At 65.4% G+C, this 21,420-nt stretch carries 21 protein-coding genes; 14 read left to right on the forward strand and 7 right to left on the reverse strand.

Going from position 1 to position 21,420, the window contains the following annotated elements; translation table 11 throughout:
• The 10 genes from KTC28_RS04855 to KTC28_RS04900 all read left to right on the forward strand — a co-directional run bounded on the left by KTC28_RS04855 (position 1) and on the right by KTC28_RS04900 (position 13,065).
• Positions 1 to 2,259, forward strand: coding sequence for a TonB-dependent receptor (locus KTC28_RS04855; RefSeq protein ID WP_216710014.1), 2,259 nt, complete (start codon positions 1 to 3; stop codon positions 2,257 to 2,259).
• Complete coding sequence (locus KTC28_RS04860) at positions 2,259 to 3,317, forward strand: N-acetyltransferase DgcN family protein (protein ID WP_226896216.1); 1,059 nt, start codon at positions 2,259 to 2,261, stop codon at positions 3,315 to 3,317. The genes KTC28_RS04855 and KTC28_RS04860 overlap by 1 nt, the downstream gene beginning before the upstream one ends.
• Positions 3,314 to 4,414, forward strand: coding sequence for a hypothetical protein (locus KTC28_RS04865; RefSeq protein WP_216710013.1), 1,101 nt, complete (start codon positions 3,314 to 3,316; stop codon positions 4,412 to 4,414). Before KTC28_RS04860 ends, KTC28_RS04865 begins: the two co-directional genes overlap by 4 nt.
• Positions 4,411 to 5,976: a serine hydrolase gene (locus KTC28_RS04870; RefSeq protein WP_216710012.1), complete on the forward strand. Its 1,566-nt coding sequence runs from the start codon at positions 4,411 to 4,413 to the stop codon at positions 5,974 to 5,976. Before KTC28_RS04865 ends, KTC28_RS04870 begins: the two co-directional genes overlap by 4 nt.
• Positions 5,977 to 6,028: 52 nt before the next feature.
• A complete protein-coding gene (locus tag KTC28_RS04875) occupies positions 6,029 to 8,011 on the forward strand; it encodes a serine hydrolase domain-containing protein (RefSeq protein WP_216710011.1) in 1,983 nt (660 codons plus the stop codon).
• Positions 8,012 to 8,497: 486 nt separating this feature from the next.
• Entirely contained in the window at positions 8,498 to 9,850 is a 1,353-nt protein-coding gene (locus tag KTC28_RS04880) for a phospholipase effector Tle1 domain-containing protein (RefSeq protein ID WP_216710010.1), read from the forward strand.
• Between the two features lie 43 nt (positions 9,851 to 9,893).
• On the forward strand, positions 9,894 to 10,913 hold the full coding sequence (locus KTC28_RS04885; RefSeq protein ID WP_216710009.1) for a hypothetical protein: 1,020 nt from the start codon (positions 9,894 to 9,896) through the stop codon (positions 10,911 to 10,913).
• A 159-nt stretch (positions 10,914 to 11,072) separates the two neighbouring features.
• Positions 11,073 to 11,240 (forward strand): hypothetical protein, encoded by a 168-nt coding sequence (locus tag KTC28_RS04890; protein ID WP_216710008.1) that lies wholly within the window; start codon positions 11,073 to 11,075, stop codon positions 11,238 to 11,240.
• 82 nt (positions 11,241 to 11,322) lie between these two features.
• Entirely contained in the window at positions 11,323 to 11,841 is a 519-nt protein-coding gene (locus KTC28_RS04895) for a hypothetical protein (RefSeq protein ID WP_216710007.1), read from the forward strand.
• 75 nt (positions 11,842 to 11,916) lie between these two features.
• Complete coding sequence (locus tag KTC28_RS04900; RefSeq protein ID WP_216710006.1) at positions 11,917 to 13,065, forward strand: toll/interleukin-1 receptor domain-containing protein; 1,149 nt, start codon at positions 11,917 to 11,919, stop codon at positions 13,063 to 13,065.
• A 255-nt stretch (positions 13,066 to 13,320) separates the two neighbouring features.
• Here KTC28_RS04900 and KTC28_RS04905 read toward each other — a convergent pair whose 3' ends face one another.
• A complete protein-coding gene (locus tag KTC28_RS04905) occupies positions 13,321 to 13,722 on the reverse strand; it encodes a hypothetical protein (protein ID WP_216710005.1) in 402 nt (133 codons plus the stop codon).
• 65 nt (positions 13,723 to 13,787) lie between these two features.
• Complete coding sequence (locus KTC28_RS04910; protein WP_216710004.1) at positions 13,788 to 14,480, reverse strand: hypothetical protein; 693 nt, start codon at positions 14,478 to 14,480, stop codon at positions 13,788 to 13,790.
• Between the two features lie 260 nt (positions 14,481 to 14,740).
• On the opposite strand from KTC28_RS04910, the gene KTC28_RS04915 reads away from it, so the two are divergent.
• Entirely contained in the window at positions 14,741 to 15,004 is a 264-nt protein-coding gene (locus KTC28_RS04915) for a helix-turn-helix domain-containing protein (protein ID WP_216710003.1), read from the forward strand.
• Positions 15,005 to 15,049: 45 nt separating this feature from the next.
• Here the strand turns inward: KTC28_RS04915 and KTC28_RS04920 are convergent, their stop codons facing one another.
• The 3 genes from KTC28_RS04920 to KTC28_RS04930 form a co-directional block, all read right to left on the reverse strand.
• Complete coding sequence (locus KTC28_RS04920) at positions 15,050 to 15,712, reverse strand: hypothetical protein (protein ID WP_216710002.1); 663 nt, start codon at positions 15,710 to 15,712, stop codon at positions 15,050 to 15,052.
• Between the two features lie 74 nt (positions 15,713 to 15,786).
• A complete protein-coding gene (locus KTC28_RS04925; protein ID WP_255602280.1) occupies positions 15,787 to 16,791 on the reverse strand; it encodes a 3'-5' exonuclease in 1,005 nt (334 codons plus the stop codon).
• Between the two features lie 81 nt (positions 16,792 to 16,872).
• Positions 16,873 to 17,490: a hypothetical protein gene (locus KTC28_RS04930; protein WP_216710001.1), complete on the reverse strand. Its 618-nt coding sequence runs from the start codon at positions 17,488 to 17,490 to the stop codon at positions 16,873 to 16,875.
• A gap of 280 nt (positions 17,491 to 17,770) precedes the next feature.
• Between KTC28_RS04930 and KTC28_RS04935 the strand changes: the two genes are divergently transcribed.
• A complete protein-coding gene (locus KTC28_RS04935; RefSeq protein WP_216710000.1) occupies positions 17,771 to 18,100 on the forward strand; it encodes an ArsR/SmtB family transcription factor in 330 nt (109 codons plus the stop codon).
• A gap of 426 nt (positions 18,101 to 18,526) precedes the next feature.
• Here the strand turns inward: KTC28_RS04935 and KTC28_RS04940 are convergent, their stop codons facing one another.
• Entirely contained in the window at positions 18,527 to 18,727 is a 201-nt protein-coding gene (locus tag KTC28_RS04940; protein WP_255602281.1) for a hypothetical protein, read from the reverse strand.
• Positions 18,728 to 19,417: 690 nt separating this feature from the next.
• Positions 19,418 to 19,870 (reverse strand): DUF8453 domain-containing protein, encoded by a 453-nt coding sequence (locus KTC28_RS04945; RefSeq protein WP_216709999.1) that lies wholly within the window; start codon positions 19,868 to 19,870, stop codon positions 19,418 to 19,420.
• Positions 19,871 to 19,881: 11 nt separating this feature from the next.
• On the opposite strand from KTC28_RS04945, the gene KTC28_RS04950 reads away from it, so the two are divergent.
• Together KTC28_RS04950 and KTC28_RS04955 are read left to right on the forward strand one after the other, a co-directional pair.
• On the forward strand, positions 19,882 to 20,079 hold the full coding sequence (locus tag KTC28_RS04950) for a hypothetical protein (RefSeq protein WP_216709998.1): 198 nt from the start codon (positions 19,882 to 19,884) through the stop codon (positions 20,077 to 20,079).
• A 633-nt stretch (positions 20,080 to 20,712) separates the two neighbouring features.
• Complete coding sequence (locus tag KTC28_RS04955) at positions 20,713 to 21,393, forward strand: hypothetical protein (protein WP_216709997.1); 681 nt, start codon at positions 20,713 to 20,715, stop codon at positions 21,391 to 21,393.
• The last annotated feature ends 27 nt before the right edge of the window (positions 21,394 to 21,420 follow it).

Raw genomic sequence — 21,420 nt, forward strand, 5'->3', positions numbered from 1 at the left:
ATGACCATCCGCGCCGCATTGCTCGCCTCCGCGTTCGCAACCATCAGCGTCGGCGCGCTTCATCCGGCGGCCGCGTCCACCGCCGCCGAGGCCCCTGCAGCCGGCGCGGCGGTGGATGCGCCGAGTGGTGAAGACATCATCGTAACCGCGCAGAAGCGCTTGCAGACGCTGATCGACGTGCCGCAATCAATCTCGGTCGTCGGACAGGATGCACTCGAGCGAAATCAGGCGGTCAGCTTCCAGGACTATCTCAAGCTCGTTCCCGGACTCCAGCTTGAAAGCAGCACGCCCGGGGTCGAGCGGCTCATCATCCGCGGCGTGAACACCGGCGGTGTCGTCTCGACGGTGGCGGTCTACGCCGACGAGACGCCGTTCGGATCGTCGAGCGGCCTCGTCAACGGTGCGATCCTCGCCGGCGACTTCGACACTTTCGACGTCGCGCGGATCGAGGTCCTGCGCGGACCGCAGGGAACCTTCTACGGTGCGAACTCGCTCGGAGGAGTCCTCAAGTTCGTCACGAACACGCCCGACACCAAGGAGCTGATCGTTCGGGGCCGCGGTGGCGTGGAGTCGGTCAAGGGCGGCGACGTCTCCTACTACGGCGACGCGGTCGTCAACGTCCCGCTATCGCCGACGCTGGCGGTTCGCGCCTCGGGCTTCTACCGCCGCGACGGCGGCTTCATCGACTCGATCGGCATCGCCGGCTCGGACAAGCAGAACAACATCAACAGCGACCGTATCTATGGCGGCCGCGCCTCGCTTCTTTTCACGCCATCCGACCAGTTCTCAGTGCGGTTGAGCGCCATCCTGCAGAACATCGACGTCAACGCGCCCTCGACGGTCGAAAGCGATCCGAACACGCTCGCGACGCTCTACGGCCGCCCGGTGCTGTCGCAGTTCGTTCCGTCGTTCAACCGCTTCCAGTATCGGGTCTACAACGGCACGGTCCACGCCGATCTCGGCATCTTCGACGTCACCTCGGTGACCAGTTACGCGACCGAACACCAGATTATCCAGACCGACGTCACCAACAACCTCAGCGGCCTGATCAACGCCGTCTTCAAGGTACCGAACGAGCTCTATCTCGCCCAGAACACCGACAGCGACAAATTCACCCAAGAAGTGAGGCTCACCAAGTCGCTCGGCTTCGTCGATCTCCTCGGTGGCGCCTTCTACACCCACGAGAAGGGCTTGATCCGCCAGGAATATGTCGCGCTCGTGCCGGGCACGACGACGCTGGCGACCGGTCTCCCCCAATTGGCGCTGGTCAACCTGCGCTCGCGCTACGAGGAGATCGCGGGATTCGGCAACGCGACCGTCCATCTCGGCAGCCACTTCGACGTCGACCTTGGTGGGCGCTACAGCCACAACTCCCAGGACGCGACGCAATCGAACGCCGGAGCGCTGGTCGGCGGCACGTCCACCTTCCCGACCGCGCGTTCGTCGGAAGGCGTCTGGACCTACTCCGTCGCGCCGAAGATCAAGATCGATCCCGACTTCACGGTCTATGGACGCGTCGCCAAGGGCTTCCGGCCGGGCGGCCCGAACGTGCTGCCGCCCGCGGCGCCAGCGGGAACGCCCGCGAGCTTCTCGTCCGACACACTTACGAGCTACGAGGTGGGGATCAAGGCTCAGACCCCTGATCGGACCTTCAGCATCGACGCAGACGTCTTCACGCTCGACTGGAACAACATCCAGCTGCTCGCGGTCGTCAACGGCTTCGGCATCAACGCCAACGCCGGACTGGCCAAGAGCGACGGCTTCGAAGTGACCGCGACCGTGCGACCGACTCCCGGCCTCGATCTGTCAGTCAACGGAGCCTACACCCACGCCCGCCTGTCCACCGACACGAGCGCCCTTGTCGGCGGCAAGGTCGGCGACGCCCTGCCGTTCACGCCGACCTACACGATCAACCTGAACGGCGATTATGGCTGGGATATCGGCCGCACGGCGAAGCCGTTCGTCGGCGCTTCGGCGCGCTTCCTGTCGAAGATCCCAGGCGCGTTCGACAACACCTACCGCACCGCGAACGGCCATCAGCGCTATCTACCGTCATATGTCGCGGTCGATCTCCACGCCGGGGTCGATCTGGGCAAATACTCGCTCGAAGTCTACGCCAGGAATGTCGGCAACGCCGAAGGCAAGACGTCGACGGGCGCGGTCACGGCGAACGGCGCGAACGTCAACCCGAACGGGGCGATCGCGACCGGCGTCATCCGGCCGCGGACGATCGGTTTGTCCATCACCGCCGCACTGTAGTGGCGACGGCCAGCTCATCGGGACTCGCGGCACGGATCGTTCCCGAGCCCGAGCACCTGCCCGGACCCTATCTGGTGTTCCTCGGCGATGTCACCGACCCCGGCTTCGCCAAGACCGCCTTCGGCCTGCGTGACTGGGCGGGTGACCGCTGCGTCGGTGAATTCTCCGCGCCCGGTGCCACGGTGAGCGCCGGGCTGCCGCGGTTGACCCCCGCCGCCGCGGCCGCCCTCGGCGCACGTGCGGCGATCATCGGTGCCGCAGTCCAAGGCGGCCAGGTGGCCGACAGCTGGATCGCGCCGCTGATCGAAGCGCTGGAGGCGGGGCTCGACATCATCAGCGGAATGCATCAGCGGCTCGGCGACGTCGCCGCGCTCGCCGCGGTGGCGGCGCGCAACGGTCGGCGGCTGATCGACGTGCGCGTTCCGCCGCCGGGTCTCACCGTCGCGACCGGGGCCAAGCGGTCGGGCAGACGGCTGTTGACGGTCGGCACCGACTGTGCGCTCGGCAAGAAGTATACTGCACTGGCGCTCGCGAGGGCGTTCGCTGAGCGTGGCGTCGACTGCGACTTCCGCGCGAGCGGTCAGACCGGGATTATGATTGCGGGCAACGGCATACCGCTGGACGCCGTCGTCAGCGACTTCGCCGCCGGTGCCGCGGAAGCGCTTAGTCCGGCCTCGTCAGTCAGCCATTGGGACGTAATCGAGGGGCAGGGGTCGCTGTTCCATCCCGCCTACGCCGCGGTGTCGCTCGCGCTGCTGCATGGCAGCCAGCCCGATGTGTTCATCGTCTGCCACGACCCAACGCGCACGCATGTCCTCGGTCTTCCGGGCATGCCGCTGCCGACGATCTCCGCCGTGATCGAGCAGACCATTGCCCTCGGGCGCCTGACCAACGCGGACATCCGCTGCGGCGGTATCGCCTTCAACACCTCGGCTCTGGGCGTTGATGCGGCCTCGGCGCTGATGGCCCGCGAAGGTGCCTTGCTGGGTCTTCCGGTCGCCGACCCAATTCGCGGCGGTTCCGCGTTCGACGTCCTCGTCGCCGCCTGCCTCGGATGATTGCAGGCGGCCCGACGCGCTTCGCGCGCTTCGTGCTGCCGGGCCTCGCCTTCAAAGCGGTCGTCATTGGTGGCGGCTACGCCACCGGTCGCGAGCTCGCCGAATTCTTTATCCCCGCCGGCCCGTGGGGCGGCGTCGCCGGTATGGTGCTCGCGACCGCGATCTGGAGCATCGTCGCGGCGCTCACGTTCGCGCTGGCGCACGCGATCGGGGCCTACGACTACCGCACCCTCTTCCGAGCGCTGCTCGGTCCCGGCTGGATCGCGTTCGAGATCGCCTACCTCCTCTTCGTCGTCGTCATCCTGTCGGTCTTCGGCGCCGCCGCCGGCACGATCGCCGCGGCGACGTTGGGTGTGCCGCAGATCGCCGGAACCCTGGCGCTCGCCGCGGCGATCGTCGCCGTCGCCACATTCGGAACCCCGGCGGTCGAAGGGCTCTTCAAATACGTCTCGTTCATGCTCTACGGCGTTTACGCGATGTTCCTGGTCCTCGCGGTCTTCAGCTTCGGGGGCGGGATTGGCCATGCGTTCGCCATAAGTCCGGCGCCGCACGACTGGGCGGTCGGCGGTATAACCTACGCGAGCTATAACATTGTCGGCGCCGTCGTCATCTTGCCGGTCCTCCGCCACCTCACCGGTCGCCGCGATGCCATTGTCGCCGGCCTCATCGCGGGGCCGCTGGCGATGGCTCCGGCGATTGTCTTCTTCACCGCGATGACCGCCTTCCTGCCGGCGATCGCAACCGCCGCGCTGCCGTCAGACGTAATGCTCACCGCGCTCGACGTCCCGGCCTTCCGCCTGCTGTTCCAGGCGATGATCTTCGCGGCGTTGCTCGAGAGCGGAACCGGTGCGGTCCATGCCATCGCCGAGCGCGTGAACACGGCCAGGGGCCGTGACCTCGGTCGCGGCGGTCGCGCCACGCTCGCCGCGGCAGTCGTCGTCGCCTGCGTCTTCGTCGCCGACCGCTTCGGTCTCGTCGCGCTGATCGCCGGAGGCTACCGGCTCCTCGCCGTCGTCATCCTCGTCGTCTATATCGTGCCATTGCTGACCGTCGGACTGATCCGGCTCCAGCGGGCACCTCACCCGGAGGCGCTATGAAACTTCTCCGCCTGTTCGCGTCGCTTGCGATCGCCGCTCCTGCCGCCGCAGCTCCGCCGCCAGGCTTCGCCGCCCGGGTCGAGAGCCTGCGCGTCGCCGCCGGCATCCCCGGCATGAGCGTCGCCATCGTCGAGAACGGGGCCCCGACGTTCGTTCAGGGCTTCGGCGTCCGCGCACTCGGCAGCCCCGCCAGGGTCGATGCCGACACGATCTTCCCCAATGGTTCAACAGGCAAGGCCTTCACCACCGCCGCGCTGGCGACGCTGGTCGATGCGGGCAAAATCGGGTGGGACGATCGAGTCATCGACCACCTGCCGTGGTTCCGCATGTACGACCCATGGGTTACGCGCGAGATGACGATCCGCGATCTCCTGGTCCACCGCAGCGGCCTTGGCCTCGGCGAGGGCGATCTGCTGTTCGTCCCGAGGACGACGCTGAGCCGCCGTGAGACTGTCCGTCGCGTCGCCTTCCTCAAGCCGGCGACGAGCTTCCGCAGCGCCTATGCCTACGACAATATCCTCTACATGGTGGCCGGGCAGCTGATCGAGGAGGTCAGCGGACAGACATGGGAAGACTACGTCACCGCCCATGTCCTTCGTCCGGCGGGGATGACCGTGTCGACGACCGGATCACCCGAACACTTCGCCACCAAAAATCGGGCGTTTCCCCACGCCCGCTTCAGCGGGGGCCTGCGCGGTGCCGGCGATCAGGAGCGCCTCGACGAACGCGACGAACTCGGCCGCAACGCCGCACCGGCGGGCGGCATGGCGGTGAGCGCCGCCGACATGGCGCGTTGGATCGAAGTGCAGCTCGGCCACGGCGCCCGACCCGACGGCAAGCGCGTGTTTAGCGCCGCGTCGGCGGCGACCATGTGGACTCCACTCGTGTTCCAGCCGATCGCCGACGTCCCCGACGACCTCGCCGCGACGAAGCCTAACTTTTCTGGATATGCACTCGGCTGGGACGTCCGCGACTACCGCGGAGTCCGCGTCGTCTCGCATTCAGGAGCCGTGTTCGGATTCCGCGCGCTGGTCGTCATGGTGCCCGAGAAGAACATCGGCTTCGCCGTCCTGATCAATGCCGAGGACGGCGCTCCCGTCCGCGGCATCATGTACGAGCTGCTCGATCACTACCTGGGTGCTCCCGACGGCCACTGGCCCGAGAAGTATGCGGCCTTCGTCAAGACGCGGACCGATGCGGCGCTGGCGACGCAGGCCGCAGCAGCGGCGCATCCGGCCGCCGCCGGGCCCTCGCTGCCGCTGCCGCGCTATGCCCGCGACTATGTCGACCCGTGGTACGGCCACATCGCGGTGACGACGACGGCGACCGGCCTCGCCATCGACTTCAAGACGACCCCGCGGATGTCCGGGCCGCTCGAGCACTATCAGTACGATACCTTTATCGCACGCTTCGCCGACAAGGGTATCGAACCCGCCTACGTCAGCTTCGCCCTGGACGCCTCGGGCGCGGTCGATCGCGTGACGCTGAAGCCGGTGTCGCCGCTAGCCGACTTCAGCTTCGACTATCAGGATCTGATGCTGACGCCGGCGCGAAGCAAGTGAAGCGCAGGCTGCCCTTGGCGGCGCAGCAGGCGAGTGGGGAGACGATGCAGTGATGGGAACGGTCCTAAAGACGACTCTGTTTGGGCTTATGTCGCTGGTGGCGTTGACCTGCTCGACAGCGTCGCCTGCCCAGAGTCGCGCAGGAGCCGATACGTCGGGCGGGACCAAGGCCGGCGTCACCTATGTGCAGCCCAAGGACTGGACTGTCGTTACCCGCGGCGGGACGACCGTGCTGTCGGCTCCCGAGAAGGACCTCGACATCGCAGTCGTCGACGGTATCTCCGCGCCCACCGCTTCCGCGGCCGCGACCAAGGCTTGGCCGTCTTACACGCCCGTCCCGCCCCGTCCGGTGCGCCTGCTAACGCCGGAGGCGGCACGCGACGGGTGGGACGAACGTGTCGCAATCGTCTACGAGACGTCTCCCGACGAACGTGCCGTAGCGACGGCGCTGGCGCTGCGTCGGGGCGCGGTCTGGACGGTCGCGTTCATCAACGGATCCGACGCGACGATGAACAGGCGGGCGGCCGCGGCGGACCTTGTCGAACGCAGCCTCCGCCCCGCCGGCTACGTGCGTGAGACCTTCGCCGGCCGGACGGCTCACCGGCTTACCCCCGAACGGATCGCCGCATTGCGCGACTTCATTGCCGCCTCGGCGAAGACACTGGAAGTCCCCGGCGTCGGCATCGCGCTGATCGACCAGGGCCACGTCGTCTACGAGGGCGGCTACGGCGTCCTCGCGCTCGGGTCGCCGAAGCCCGTGACGGCGCACACCAAATTCATGATCGCCTCCAACACCAAGGGGATGACGACCCTGTTGCTCGCGGTGCTCGCCGACGAGGGCAAGTTGAGCTGGGACCAGAAGGTCACCGACGTGTATCCGTCGTTCCGCCTCGGAAGCGACGCGACGACCCGCGCGACCGAGGTTCGCCACCTGGTCTGCGCCTGCACCGGTCTGCCGCGGAAGGACTACGCCTTTATCCTCGCCGACGGCCGTGCTCCGGCGGCGGACACGTTCCGCCAACTCGCAGAGACGCAACCGACCAGCGCGTTCGGCGAACTGTTCCAATACAACAATCTGATGGCGTCGGCGGCCGGCTATGTCGGCGGTGCGCTCGCGTATCCCGGGATGGAGATCGGGGCGGCGTACGACAAGGCCATGCAGACCCGCATCTTCGACCCGCTCGGGATGCGCGACACGACCTTCGATCGGGCGAGGGGAGAGAGCGGCGACGCGGCGCAGCCGCACGGCTACGACATCGATGGCCGCATGACGCTGATGTCCAACCACTTCAACCATCTGATCGCGCCCTATCGCCCGGCCGGCGGGGCCTGGTCGAGCGCCGCCGACATGGCCCGCTACGTCGAGCTCGAACTATCGCAGGGCGTGGCGCCCGATGGACGTCGGGTGGTCAGCGCGGCTAACCTGCTCGAGCGGCGGCGGCACGGCGTATCTACCGGCGAGGACGCCTGGTATGGGATGGGGCTGTTCGACGAGATCGTCGACGGAGCGCATGTCGTCACCCATGGCGGCACGCTCCAAGGCTTCCACAGCGATTTCTGGGTTCTGCCGGATGCGGGCATCGGCGCGGTCCTGCTGACAAATGCCGATTCCGGGCCGGCGATGTTCACGCCGTTCCTCCGCCGCCTGCTCGAGGTGGCCTATGACGGCAGGGCCGAGGCCGCGATGGAGGTCACCGCCGCTGCGGGGAAGCTCAAGGCGGAAGCGAAGGCGCGGCGAGCCCGACTCACCGTCCCCGGCGACGTCACCGCACTCGCGAACCTCGCGCCGAAGTATCGCGACGCGCAGCTCGGCAACGTCATCATGATCAGCGACCGGGACGGCGGGAAGTGGATCGAGGCCGGCGCGATCGAAGGACCTCTGGCAACGCGGAAGAACGTCGACGGCACCTTGTCTCTCGTTTCGATCGGACCGGGCGGGATCGGGGTCGACGCCGTCATCAGCCGAGCAAACGGCAGCCGGACACTTACCATTCGGGACAGCCAGCACGAATATGTCTACACCGAGATACACTGAGGAACACCAGAGCCGCGGTCCTGCGTCGTCGAGCGACGCTGATAAACACCTGCAGTGACCGTTGTCGCGTACGGTCTTCCGCTGTCTATGCGACCTCATCGGCCGGAGACATTGCAGAGCCGTCGCCGAGACTAGCGAGCAGTGCCGATCACCCAGCGCTCGGCGATCCGAAAATCAGGCGGGTCGTCGCCGACCGAGGTGATCTGCACATCGACCTCCATGGGGCGAGTGATGCTTCGACCGGATCACTGGGCTGCTTGCCAGAGAAGGGGAACGCAAGCGTGCCCCCGCGACCTCGACGACGACGCTTCGCGACTTGCGAGGGATGCCGCACGCGGGTGCGGAATTCCTACGAAGCCAGTGAAGGGTTCAGCGGATGATCACCGCCGAACAATTCGCGCCCGATAATGCTGTCATGACGCAATAGAATCGACTAGAACGAAACGGGTCCGGCAGGCAGTGGTGGCGGAACGGGTGGAGGACCTGATGAAACGGATCGTGTTCTGCTTCGACGGAACCTGGAACAAGCTCAATGAGCATACGCCGACCAACGTCGTCCTGACCGCCGCCAGCATCGAGCGGGTGACGCACGACGGCGTGACGCAGATCATCCACTACGACGAGGGGGTCGGCACCGATCCGACGGAGCACTGGACCGGCGGAGTCTTCGGGGCCGGGTTGGTCGAACATGTGCGAGCGGCCTACCGCTTCCTGATCTTCAACTACGATCCCGGCGACGAGATCTTCGTCTTCGGCTTCTCCCGCGGCGCCTTCAGCGCCCGGTCCTTCATCGGATTCCTGCATCACGTCGGGCCGCTCAGTCGTCTTCACGCCGGTCGCATCGACGAGGCGCTGGATCTCTACCGGCACCGGTTGGACCGGAAGTCGGGCGCGGAAGACGACCTGCGCCAGTTCCGGGAGGATTACGCCGGCAACGTCTGCATCGGTGCGGCCGACGACGCCTGGCGATGCGAGAACGTCCCGAACTACGTCACCGGCAGCGCACCCGTGATGACGGTGCGCTACCTCGGGGTCTGGGACACCGTATCGGCGCTGGGCGTGCCCGAGGTGCTGCCGTTCAGCAAGGAGCTGAACCGGGAACACCGTTTCCACGACGCCGCTCTGGATGACTTCGTCGAGAGCGCCCGCCATGCCGTCGCCCTCGATGAACGCCGCGTCGCCTTCCCGTCGGTTCCGCTCGGCGGCGTCTCGGCACTGAACACGGCCCGGGGGCACGCGGACAGCGGCGTCAAGGCGCCCTACCAGGAGCGGTGGTTCCCCGGCGTCCATGGGTCCGTCGGCGGCGGTGGCGACATCCGCGGCCTGTCCGACGGTGCGCTTGCGTGGGTGCTCGACGGCGCCAAGGCCGCAGGCCTCCGCCTCGACACCGCAGCCGGCACCCGCATCCACGGCTTCCACCCGGATCCGCTGGCTCCGCTCGACAACGTCGCGGACCCCAAGTCGGATTTCACACACCTCATCCAGCACGACCGGGCCGGCCCGACGGAGACGTGGCAGCTGTCGACGAGCGCCCTCAGGCGCTGGCAGAGTCCCGCCGCGGCGTTGCCGGATGGCAAGCCGTATCGTCCCGGTAGCCTGTCCCAGGTCGAGGCGGCGCTATCCGCGCTCCCTCCCTGGTCATTCGTGCCGCCCACCGACCTCCTGACGACGGTTGTCGTCAGGAACGGCGATACGTTGAGCGGTATCGCGCTGGAGCATTACCACGACGCGTCGAAATGGCACGTCCTCCTCGACGCCAACCTGGATGGGGTGGGAAACCCGGACGATCTCTTTCCAGGCCAGGAGCTGCGGGTGCCCCGCCTGGCTGTGAGCCGGTGACCTCGAGCGAGGGGTCGCTGCCGGTCCGTGACGGGGGCCGCCGATGACCGGATCCGCGGAGCGGAGGCTGGACGACTCGCAACTCGTTCGGACGGCGCTGCGGATCGATGATCCCGGATCGGTCGCCGGCTACACGCGGGACCGTTCGGATCCGACGCAGGCTCCGCAGATCGTCGCGGAATACGATCTCACTCCGCCTGGTGGCCGTCGGTCTTCGCCGGAGGGGCCCTGGTTCTGGTGCTCCCACTGTCAGAAGGAGAACCACTGGCGAGGCCTCCTGGTAGGCGGCGCGGAAGGGAGGCGCCACTCGATCGGGCACGAATGCGCTGCGGCTCATTATGGCTTCAGCTACGCAAGTGCCGCGAAAGCGTTCGCGGACGAACTCAAGCGGAAGGGCGCTTTGGCACGGCTCGGCCGCATCATCGCTTCAGCCCCGTCGATCGAAACCGGCATCGCTTCGATCCTCAAATCGGAAGGTCTGAAGGCGCTCGACCTGAAGCGGCAGGAAATCCAGCAGGCGTCTCCGCCCATGGCGGCACTACTATCCGCCGCGGCGCTGTCGGATGCTGCACTCGTCGAGGACGTGACCGTCCCTGATCCTGAGGCGGAAGCGAAGTTCACAAGGCGTGAGGGGAGCCGTCCCGAACGTCCGTTCACCAAAGTCGAGCGGCGTTCGCTGGGCCGGCTGCAAGGAGCCTGGCTCCTTCGAACCCAGGATGACTGCCGGGACCGGCTTCTGATGCTCAGGAGAGCGATGACAGCGGCCGTCGAACTTGATCTCCTCGACACCAACTCCGCTTCTACCTCACGCATCGTGGCGGTAGTCCGCGGGGTCGAGCAGGCACACGTGTCCGCGCGTGAAGCATTGAGGGGGGCGCGGTCGGTGGCGGAATTCTTCCATCATGAGAATGTCGTCCGAATGTCGAGGTGGAGCGAGTCCAAGCCTTGGGCGATCCGACGGACTCAGGGCGGCCTCGCCATTGGCGATCGCGATGGACGCGCATCGCTCGTCGCAGCGCTTATTCCGATCGAGGTCTCCGAACTACCTCCGATTGCCGAATGACGCGCTGAACGGGATGGGGGATGGGCTCCAGCAAGTCATCGGCTGAATTGTGATTTTTCTCGCGTCGCACCGTAGTGACAGTCAGGCCCATTGCGCGACGTCTCGCCATCCAGACGACGCGACGCTATCCTGTTCGGCCGCAACCGGAGGAAGACGTCGATGCCAAGGCTGTCGGACGATGCGTACCACAAGCTCGATCCGTTCGTCCTGACCGTCCTCGAGCGGGTGCGGACCGGAGCCTGTTCCGTCGATGACGGACACCTCGATGTGATGCATACGCATACGGCACTCGATGCAGGCAACCTTCAGGAGGTATACCGAGGATGACGTCGCTGCTTGAGAAATGGCAGTCTTCTCCGCTGGAAGCCCGAAGCCCCGGAAAGCCCACCGAGATTGAGCCCGCACGCTCGTGATCGACGATCTCAGCGACCTCGCGGCGCGGCTCGGTAGGCATCTAGCCGAGCAGTGCGTTGACGGCCTGCCGGGGCATTTCGGCGACGAGATCCTGACTGAGTTCCCAGCCGAGAACCGGTCGTCGATCGGTTTGGCCCTCGCCGAACTGAAGGCTGCGGGCTTTGTCGTTCTGACCCCCCTGATGGGGCCGTCTCTGCCACGGATCTTGACGACATACGAGCTATTCGCTGCCACGGATGCGGCGATCACCGGACAAGACCCGACTTCGGACGCGGCATTGCTCGCTGCGATGCTGGCTGACGATCCCGAACTCGGCCACGTGCCGGCGCTGGAAGCCAGGTCGGGGTGGACACGTCGACGGCTCAATCCCGCCCTGGGACTGCTACTTCCCTTGTTTCACAGCGGTCGCAAGCGGGAGACCGTGCAGAACATGTATCCGACTCTCGGGTTCCTCATCGGCAACGACGAGATTCTCAAGCTGCGCCGGTTCGCCAGGGAGCACGCCCGACGATGAGATCGACGCATTGGCACGCGCCTTCGATCCGGCCGACCTGGCGCCTGACCTGATGGAAAGCGCGTGTAGTTCCGCATGTCGGATGTCGGGGACTGGGCTATCGGTGCGGGTGTCCCCATCGTCGATATCGCCGCCGAGCGACACGCGGACGTGCTCGTCGATCGAGTGCGCGACGGCAACTTCGCTCTACCGACGTCGGCGTCTCCATGCGCTGATCCCGTCCTATCGCGCATTGCGTTTCAGGCCCGGACGCCTGTGACGGCTAGCGGGCTCCCCGCCCGACCGCGGGTCTATCTAGCGCATGCCAGCGAAGACAAGGACGTTGTGCGCCTGATCGCGCGTCATCTGATCGGGAGCGGGATAGACGTCTGGTTCGATGAATGGGAAATTCAACCCGGGGACAGCTTGCGCCAAAAGATGGAGCATGGCCTGGCTACGATGACCCATTTCGTCGTCGTGCTCACGCCCATCTCGATCACGAAGCCGTGGGTAGCGAGAGAAATCGACGTCGGCTTCGTCGGCCTGGTCGGAGGAGCCAACAGGATGATCCCGCTCCGTGTCGGAGTGGAGATCGCAGACCTCCCGCCGTTTCTCGCGACGCTGCTGTGCGAACGCTTCGATCCTCTCAGCAAGGCGGACGGAGACGCGCTCGTCGCGCGGCTGTACGGTGTCAGTCGCAAACCACCGTTAGGGCCGGCCCCCGAGTTCATGCGCACTCCTCCTGCCGACCTGGCGGCGTGGTCACCCGCCGCCGTCGAGATCGGACGCTACCTCGTCACCACGAGTCAACACGCCATGCCGCAGGACCCTATAGTGTCGGTGGAACAACTCGTCGCCGCGACTGGCATGGCGCAGGTAGAGATCCGGATCGCGATCCTCGACCTCTTGGATGCCGGTTTCCTTTGGGAGGGCGGCATTCCGGGCCACGTGGCGGCAGAAGGACCGCTGTTCGTAGACTTCGATGAAGTCTTCATGCCATTCAGCCCGGCCGCGGACGCCCGGGTCGTCGCCAACAGGATGGTTTCGACCGCAAAAAACCTGATGGAAACGCAGACTCTAGCGGTGGAGCTCGGCTGGGAGCCACGCCGAATGAACAGCGCCGTCTGCTACCTGCAGCAGGCGGGCGTCATATCCACCCGTCGGGCACTCGCATCAGCTCCTTGGCGGGTAGTCCACCTTCTCAGCACGGATCGAACGCTGCGATTCGCGAGATTGCACTCATAGCTATGGCAACAGGCGAACCTGCGCCCGTAGCTGCCGAACCAATGGGGCAGATCTGATCCTGCGTAGTCGACGAGCGCCAGGCCCGCTCGCGGCGCCGACATCGATAGCGTCGATACCGGTGCGGACATCCCTGGCTGATCACGGTGTCCGCAAGCGCATCTGCCGTGGACCGCGAACATCCCGGAAGTGCAAATCGGTCCTATCGCTGACGACGTCGCCAGCGTCCCTCATCAGGTCGGAAACGCGACGACGGCATCAGGGAAGTCGTTCCATGGCCATGGCCGCCGCCTCGTCGATGCGGGCGATGCGCCGCCCCAGCCAGCGAAACCCGAAATAGCATCCGACGGCCATCGCCACCGATAGCCATGCACCGCCGTCCAAAAGGCCGCGGCCCAGAGTCAATCCAATGTATGCAGCCAAGGCGAACTTCACGCCGAGAACCGCGACCATAACTTGGAGCACGCGCATCATCCCCGCGCGGCCGTTCCGCATGCCGATGGGCAAAAACATCAAGATCAGCATCGCAAGTGCCGCCCACCCGGGCGCGTTGCCGCCGAACCGGACGCCGACGAATATCTCGACGGCAATGAAGGCAAGCAGCGCAAGACAGCCGCGTGGGCCGAGGAAGAGGCCGAGAAGAGCGCCCAGGATTTGCACCAAAGTCTCCGCTGAGAGCTGTGAAAGATATCGGGCCGCTGGCGAGAATGCGGCTCGCCGTTACTTCAGAATTTTGGCTTCGTCGCAGCGGCCGCGGCCGCAGCGGCACCTGCAGCATCGATGCGTCGATCAAGGTCGATCCGCGCGCGATCGCCACCGGTGAGCTTGACCCGCTCCTCGTGGTCGTCGGTTTTGACCATGAACCACGGACCGTCATCGCAACTGGGAAAGCCGCGCGAGCACCATTTGGCGAACATGTCGTTGTTGCCGATCTGAGCCTGCGGCGGCTTGCCGTATTTCGCGACGACTGCATCGAGGAAGGACTTCGGCGTGTTCCCCTTCGACGATGTGATCAGCATCACGGTCGACAGCTGCGGACCGGCCTCCGTCGGCAGGAAGTCGACGTAATACTTTTCGCCTCCCTGGCCGTAAAGCAGCACTTCGGAAACGACGGTCGGTCCGTTCGGCCTCGGCCGTCCCAGACGAAGCGCCGCCGACCTCGCCACGCTCAGCTTGAAGTCGGCACCGCGGGTGCCCAGCCGATCGGGATCGAACGGCACCATGTGACTGCCGTCGCTGGCCATGAGGTGCTCGGCAGCGGCCACCTGCTGCACCTCGACTGGGGACATGCCGAGCCTGAACCCGGAGACGTCATAGGTGCGGAGGTCGCCCCTCACGAGTGGCCTCGACGCGAGGCCCGGATCGGCGGCCGTCGTCGCCAGGCCGGCCTGTGGGTGGTCGGCCGGCAGGTCGGCCACGTTGGTCGTCTGGCTTACGGCCGATCTCGACGGAGTGCCCACAGACGTCGCCAGATTCGCCGGTCCGACCGGCCGAGCGGACATCGGCACGCTCGCGGCGACCATGACGATGACAGCCGCCGTCTTCCGAATACGTCGCATCGTTCCTCCTCGGATGCGTCAGGGTCGATTGTCCCCGGCCGCGCAATGGACTTACACCAGCGTTAATATGTTGCCTATAGCAGGTGGATTAAAATTCGCTTGCGTCGCCGTTTCCCGCGATGCGCACGAGAGACGTAGTCGCTTGGAATCTGCGGTCGATCCGAACCGGGAGAGGTCTGTCGCAGGAGGCTCTCGCTGACGAGAGCGGGGTGAACCGCTCCTTCGTCAGTGACATCGAACGGGCCGCGGTCTCGGTTTCGGTCGACATCCTCGATAGGATCGCAATGGCCTTGGGCGTCGATCTGGTCACACTGGTCACGCCACCGGCAGTTGGATCGTCACCGCCGCGGCCGCTCACCAGCGGGCGCAAACCCCGCGGATAGCATCCACGACGCTGCGTGAGATGCGACCGCAGTCCGGCTTGTGGCTCAGCGGTCGTCTTCGGGCTCGGTGGTCGTCGATACGACTGGCATCGGTGATCCGTTGGCAACTGCGTCGAGCTGTGCCGCCAGGCTGACGCATTCGCGATAGACTTCGGCCTCCCTCCAATAGACGGACGTGTGCACGCCACCCCCGGGATGGTCCCGGAGCGACGGACGGCGCTCGACGGCGGTCTGGCACGACGATCGACCAGGCACCTCGTCCGAGATCTGGTCGCACTCAAAGCCGAACCACCATGCCGGCGGTGCATCAGGCGTCGGCGGCCTGCGCCAGACGCTCCTGGCGATCGGCCGGCGGTGTTCGCAAGCCTGTGCATAAGACACCCCGCCATGGACGATCAGAGCGGCATCACGCGGAAGGGCATCGGCTTCGTAGCCAAACAAAGGATGCTCCGGTTCGACGGCGACGTAGCCGCAGAGATGGCCGTGGCGCGACCGGCGAATGATGCACGCCATGCCCGTCGCCGGGTCGGTCCAGGCTATCTTGTCGGCCTCGCCGTCCCAGGGGCCCGGCACACCCGGCCTGACCTCGGGGACATGGAAGACCGTCAGCGAGACGACCTCGACCGAACCGAAGCGGCGAGCGGTGCCGTCGATCTCGATCCGTGCCGATGCGACCGCGGACGGGTCGCCATTCCTCTCGTCGGTCATGGTTGAATCCTCGCGTTGATGTGATGCGTCGAAGGAATTCCGCGACGATGATCGCGGCATTCATCGCGGGTTGATCAGAGGTAGCGGTCCCTGGCGGTCACCTCGGTGAGCCGCGGACCCATGGCGCGGGCGCGGCGGTCAATCCCGTAGACGTTCGCGGCGAGCCAGAATTCCTCGGCGGTCAGTTCGGCCCCCGGGATCTCCTTCCACCAGAGACGGACGTCGGGGTCCCAGCGGTAGCGACGAAGCCGGAGCGCGTCCTTGACGCCGATGTCGGCCCCGATCGCCTCGACCTTCACCGAAGGGCAGGCGGCGCTCTCGATCAGCTCGGCGAGCGCCGTCCGGCCATCTGCCATGGGGTGCGACAGCAGCGTGACAAGCGCATCGACGTCGGTCCCGGCCCGATGACCGTCGTGAAACCAGCCCGCCTGCGCCAAAAGCCATCCGAGTGATCGGCCGTCGAAGCCGGAGGCCGCCCAGTCGATCTCGGCGCAGCTGCACGCCCAGGCCAGTCCGCCGGCGTCGGGAAGACGCCTTTCGACGAATCCCCTGTCAAAGCGTGCGTTGTGGGCAATCACGAGGTCGGCCGATTTAAGTAGATCGGTGGCCGCGTCGTCGTCGATCATCCGGCCGACGAGATCGGCGTCGGTCAGCCCCGTCAGCCGCGCGACCTCGTCGGACAGGGCCCGGCCGGGATCCTCGCGCCATGAACGAAGGCGGTCGATCTTCAGGATGCGTCCGTCTCGGTCGTAGCGAATGCGCCGGACGGCCAACTCGATGATGACGTCGGTGGCCGGGTCGAGGCCCGTCGTCTCGCAGTCGAGGACGACGCCGACGGACGTCGAGGGTGGCCCGGCCTCGAGCGCGACGGATCCGACGACGTCATCGCGATCTAGCCGTCCCACGGGGCCAGTCATCTCGCGGTCGGTCATGACGCTGGAACGGGGTTCGTCCGCATCCACGCGCCGGGCCTGACCGTCGGGAAGCCTCAGGCGACGCAGAACGCGGAAGTCTTCGGGAACGTCATGCATCCCACGCAGGGGACAAGGGAGAGTGCAGTCGCCCATCTTGATCTCCATTGGTCTGGGGCCGCCGATGCGGCGTCATTCCCGGCCGGCGGCCGGGACGGTCAGCGGTCGTCGAGGCTCGGGCGCCGACGATCACATGTCGAAGCGCTGCTCGAGGTTGAGGTCGAGACCGGCGGCGATAGGTGATGACGGATCGGCGGCCACGTCGCGGAGCATCTCGGCCAGCAGCGGAGAAACCAGTGCAGCGACGGGACCGCCGCCGCTGCGGAAGCCCGAGACGATCGTGGCCTCGGCGGCCAGGGCCGCGCCGAAGCGGCGGCGGAGTCGACCGTCGATCTCTCGGGCAGTGCAGGCGAGGGATGCGTGGAACGCGTGAACGATTACCCCATCGCCGACGTGGGCGATCGTAGCGGTATAGAGACGGAGATCCCCTGGCCTCAGGTCGGTTCCCACCGCCTCCTCCCGCTCCTCGGCGTAGTCGATGTCCTCGTCGGCGAAGTCGTGGACGTCGTGACCGTCGTCGTCGGAGCCGCCGCTGAGAAGTTCGTCGATGTCGGCCGGTTCGGCGTCGAGACCGATCGACAGCCCATGGAGCAGCGAGGCACGGAGGAAGTTTCGCTCCTCGAGACACGCGGTCAACGCGGAGGCACCTTCGAACAGACGCCGCGGCGCCAACATCCAGGCGACGGGGTCCACATCCGCCCCCTCACGCTGGAACCTGGCCGCGGCTTCCGCGGCGACCATCGCCATGCGGCAGAGTCCGCGCCCGGTCGTAACAACGGATTGATCCGACGGGAGATCGTGGCTGGTTGGGTCCTCGTAGGCGATTGGCGTAAAGGCGGTCGCGGTGTCGCGAAGTTGCAATGTCATCGGCGGCTTCCTCATTTTTGTCGGGCATCTCGGCCCAGGCGATGCGGTCGGGTCGTGACCGCAACGCCCCTTACATGGGAGCCGAACACTACATGTCAACGCTTCCAGAAGCGTCGAAATGTAAATTCGTTGTCTTTTCTTTTCTGTCTGATATTCCGGAATGATGGAAACGAAGTGGTTGATCGAGGCGGCGAGCGCGATCGCGCAGTCGACGCGGATGCGGGTCGTCGAATCATTGGCGGCGGAAGGGCCCGCCGGGCTCCCCGCCGGGGAACTCGCCGCGCTTGTCGGCACCCCGCCCAACACGATGTCGACCCATCTGGCGATCCTCGCCCGCGCCGGCATGGTCGCGTCCGACCGCGAGGGAAAGGTTGTCCGTTATCGACTCCTTCCCGACATTCTTCGCGCGATGGCCGAGCAACTGACGTCGATCGCCGACGCCGCAGTCGTCGTCACCTCGGACCTCTCCAAGGCCGTGCCAGCCGTCTGATCCCGAGGGTCTTCGTCAGTCGCCGGCTGATGCCGCTAAGGATGCGAGCCAGTGCCAGCCCTTGGTGTCAACGACGAAGGCAAAGCAGTAGTCGGCAATGTCATGCCTGAGGGGCCGACGCGCCGGCGGATGACTGCCCCACCTCTCACCCGATCACCGCTGGGCGCGGCGTCGATCCCTTGAAGATCGGAGCCCGTCGCGGCCGGAGCGGGTCCGTGACAGCAGGCTGCTAGGGGGACGACCATCACATAAGTCGGTGTAGGAAATGCCGTAACGATCGGCAGGACAGTGACGCCGGTAATGCCCTGCTATTCGACCCGGTAGTGAGCCTTAAGCAGGATCAAACGGCCGCAGAGATCGACTTCGACGACCGCGAACTTCATCTTACCCGCTTACGGCAGACGAAGTCAGCCCGTAAGGGGCGGATCAGACGGGCCTCCCGCCCGGCGTCTCACACTTGGCGAACGCAGCCTTGGCCGTCCGGCAACGGGTTGCCGGTGCCGCCGCGGCCGGAGGGCATCTCATGAACTTGCCTTTCGCGTCTTTGGACGGCGCAGCGGAGAGCAACCCGCCGCCGAACGCGAGGGTCAGCAGCACCGCGGTCGTGACGTAGATGTGCAGACGCATGGTTCGCTCCTTGTTGTTGCCCCCAAGCGTGGACTCGTCATTGACAACCGAAAGGGCCCAAAAGGCGAGCGGAGATGTGGACACTAAACACGTCGGTGCCGCGCGGCCGAACGACGACCTCGCTAGCGACGACCGCGTAATCCAGAAGTTCGCAGAAGGGAGCCGGCTCGCCCACATCAACGGCCTCCCGCAGCCCAGGATCGATCCTTGGCCGCGCCCGATAGCAAGCAGAGTCGCCACGGGGTGAAGTCGGGGATCAGTCGGTGGCGATCAACACGCGTGGCCGCCGCTCGAACCAACACATCAAACAATCGAGCTTGCTCGATAGTCTCAAATAGCTGCAGGTTCGAGTAAACGCCCGCTTGGCGAAATGCTTACGCATCAGTCGATCAGTTCACGCCTACACCGCATCTATGTCTTTGGTTAAAAAAAATATCAATCTAACTAAAAACAGTTGGCCAGTATTTGGCAGGAAAATATTTTAGGAGTCAGTAACATGGAGCAGCTCCCCAACGCATTCTAAGGCCGAAGGCGCTGCACGGGACATCCGACGCCGCTATGGCCATCATCGGTTCAACCGTGAGACGCCCTTGGATAGATTTTCACAAGGTAGAACCGCCGTGCCCGCTTCACGCCGCCGACGTGCGGTCGAGTAATACTCCAAGCTCTTCCATCGTGGTGCGCCAGCCCTCAGTCATCGCGACCGATCACGCAGAACGTCAGAAGACGGGCCCAGATTGACCGTTTCGGGCGAATGGCGACGAAGGGTGCGTAGCCGTCAGTTGCAATTGTCCGACTGATCCGATGTCGGCCACCACCGGAGTCGCGAAAGTCCATGTCCACCGGTCCAACCGCCGGCAGGTCTACCCTCACGCTTTCGCCACCGCGAAGACCGCCGATCACGAGCCTGGCGTCGCCAGCGACCGATACGCTCACGTCGAGGGCCGTCCTTCCGCCGAAGTTCTCGATGACGACGTTGACCCGGCCGGCTCGACCGGCGTCGACCGACTTTATCATCGGAATTGCCCGCTCGGAACGGAGCCTGCGGTTCGCCAGGCGAAGGGTCACCCATCCGGTCCCGGCGACGGCAAGCGCCACCAGGGCGGTGATGAATTCCGAGGCGGACAGCGAAGTCTCATTCATGGAGGATAATAATGGCCAGTCACCTTCACATCGGGTTGAACCTGCATACTGCCCTTCTGCTCAATCTACTGACGCTCGTCCTCGCTGTCGCAGTCACCTGCGATCCCAGATCGGCAGCCGAGCGGATAGCACAGGCGCTGGTCTTCTTCGCCACGATCGCGACCATTGCAATGGTTATGGCGAGCCTTCCCCACGAACCATTGTTCTAAGGCAATCGCGATTCGAGAGAAGCGAAGAGGTGTTCGCGGTCAGGCCGTCGAGCTCGCCCAATCTGCCTTCGGCGACAGACGAGTGCCGCCGATGGCGGTCTCGGTCCGCTACCGGCTGGAACTGCCGCCCTCCAGTCGCGGGTATAGCGGCGAGGACGACACCTATCTTGGAGATTGAGCGATGGAAGTCCCGATCATTCAATGATCGTCGTTGTGCTCAGGACGATGTTACCTTCTACCGTCGTAGCGAAGGAAAGGGCACATGGTGAGACAGTCGAACCGATGGACTTGCTCAGTTCTGGCCGCGCTCGGCATCTCGGGATGTGCTCACCTCCCCGGTGGGACGGTCGGCTACTACCTTCCGACCAGCGACGTGAGGTTCAGGCTCATCCGGGTAATGGCATGGGACAAACAGAACAACCTCATCGAGCCGAATCAGGTCACGCCGATAGTCCGATCGTTCGCGGACCCCGACGACTACCGCACCGCCCGGTTGCAGCGGCTCAGGGTTGCCTTCTCGGAAACGGACGTGAAATTCGAATTCTTGACGGCAAACGCCTTTCAGCGATCAATGCGAGCAGAACTAGACAGGGCGAAGCGATCCTTAAGACCGTCATCTCGATAGCGACGACGGTGTTCGGAGCCGGCATCGGTCTCGAAGCGTCCGATCCGGCGGCGACCTGCCAGCAGGTCAAGGCCTTGGGCGGCGACAAGCCGCTCACGTTGATCTACGAGGGTTTGGTCAATCTCAAAGCGTCACCCCGGCAATCGCAGCCCATCCCGGCCACCCCCGACAGCGCCTACTTCGTCGAGCAGCTCGGGGCGGGAGTCGGAAGCGTCAACGCGACCGTGTTGGGACATGAGATTCCCAAGGCGCCATTCAGCGATCCCGACATCGATCCGGGACTTGCCGCCTTGGACAAGGCGAGGATTCCGATCATTGCGGCGAAGGAACCAGGCTCAGTCTTGATCGAGATCGATTCAGGTCGCGAGAACAAGGGGGTTTGGAAGGACAAACTGGAGATCGCGACGTTCGGGACGATCTACTATCTTCCATTGCCGGGCCCGCTCGTGTTCAGGAAGAAGTCCTTATCGGCGAACTTCACGGAGACGGGATCACTCAAGAGCCTGCAGTACGGGTCCAATACCGGGGCGGGACAGGCACTGAACGTGATCGGTGCCGGCCTCTCCGGTCCGAACCAGGCCGCGGCGACCAGGGCCGCGGAAATCAAGGCCGAAGTCGACGTCATAGCCCAGCAGCAACGTCTGATCGCTTGCCGTTCCGACCCAACGACGTGCAAGTGGCCCAGGTGACGGAATCGTCGCGACGCCCGACGCCTC

Source organism: Polymorphobacter megasporae (assembly GCF_018982885.2).
GTDB lineage: Bacteria > Pseudomonadota > Alphaproteobacteria > Sphingomonadales > Sphingomonadaceae > Polymorphobacter_B > Polymorphobacter_B megasporae.

What these genes read in the sequence shown, in the direction of transcription:
- KTC28_RS04855 (WP_216710014.1), top strand. Translation starts at nt 1, where the DNA reads ATGACCATCCGCGCCGCATTGCTCGCCTCCGCGTTCGCAACCATCAGC.
- KTC28_RS04865 (WP_216710013.1), top strand. Translation starts at nt 3,314, where the DNA reads ATGATTGCAGGCGGCCCGACGCGCTTCGCGCGCTTCGTGCTGCCGGGC.
- KTC28_RS04870 (WP_216710012.1), top strand. Translation starts at nt 4,411, where the DNA reads ATGAAACTTCTCCGCCTGTTCGCGTCGCTTGCGATCGCCGCTCCTGCC.
- KTC28_RS04875 (WP_216710011.1), top strand. Translation starts at nt 6,029, where the DNA reads ATGGGAACGGTCCTAAAGACGACTCTGTTTGGGCTTATGTCGCTGGTG.
- KTC28_RS04880 (WP_216710010.1), top strand. Translation starts at nt 8,498, where the DNA reads ATGAAACGGATCGTGTTCTGCTTCGACGGAACCTGGAACAAGCTCAAT.
- KTC28_RS04885 (WP_216710009.1), top strand. Translation starts at nt 9,894, where the DNA reads ATGACCGGATCCGCGGAGCGGAGGCTGGACGACTCGCAACTCGTTCGG.
- KTC28_RS04890 (WP_216710008.1), top strand. Translation starts at nt 11,073, where the DNA reads ATGCCAAGGCTGTCGGACGATGCGTACCACAAGCTCGATCCGTTCGTC.
- KTC28_RS04900 (WP_216710006.1), top strand. Translation starts at nt 11,917, where the DNA reads ATGTCGGATGTCGGGGACTGGGCTATCGGTGCGGGTGTCCCCATCGTC.
- KTC28_RS04915 (WP_216710003.1), top strand. Translation starts at nt 14,741, where the DNA reads ATGCGCACGAGAGACGTAGTCGCTTGGAATCTGCGGTCGATCCGAACC.
- KTC28_RS04920 (WP_216710002.1), bottom strand. Translation starts at nt 15,712, where the DNA reads ATGACCGACGAGAGGAATGGCGACCCGTCCGCGGTCGCATCGGCACGG.
- KTC28_RS04925 (WP_255602280.1), bottom strand. Translation starts at nt 16,791, where the DNA reads ATGGAGATCAAGATGGGCGACTGCACTCTCCCTTGTCCCCTGCGTGGG.
- KTC28_RS04930 (WP_216710001.1), bottom strand. Translation starts at nt 17,490, where the DNA reads ATGGCGATGGTCGCCGCGGAAGCCGCGGCCAGGTTCCAGCGTGAGGGG.
- KTC28_RS04935 (WP_216710000.1), top strand. Translation starts at nt 17,771, where the DNA reads ATGATGGAAACGAAGTGGTTGATCGAGGCGGCGAGCGCGATCGCGCAG.
- KTC28_RS04940 (WP_255602281.1), bottom strand. Translation starts at nt 18,727, where the DNA reads ATGCGTCTGCACATCTACGTCACGACCGCGGTGCTGCTGACCCTCGCG.
- KTC28_RS04945 (WP_216709999.1), bottom strand. Translation starts at nt 19,870, where the DNA reads ATGAATGAGACTTCGCTGTCCGCCTCGGAATTCATCACCGCCCTGGTG.
- KTC28_RS04950 (WP_216709998.1), top strand. Translation starts at nt 19,882, where the DNA reads ATGGCCAGTCACCTTCACATCGGGTTGAACCTGCATACTGCCCTTCTG.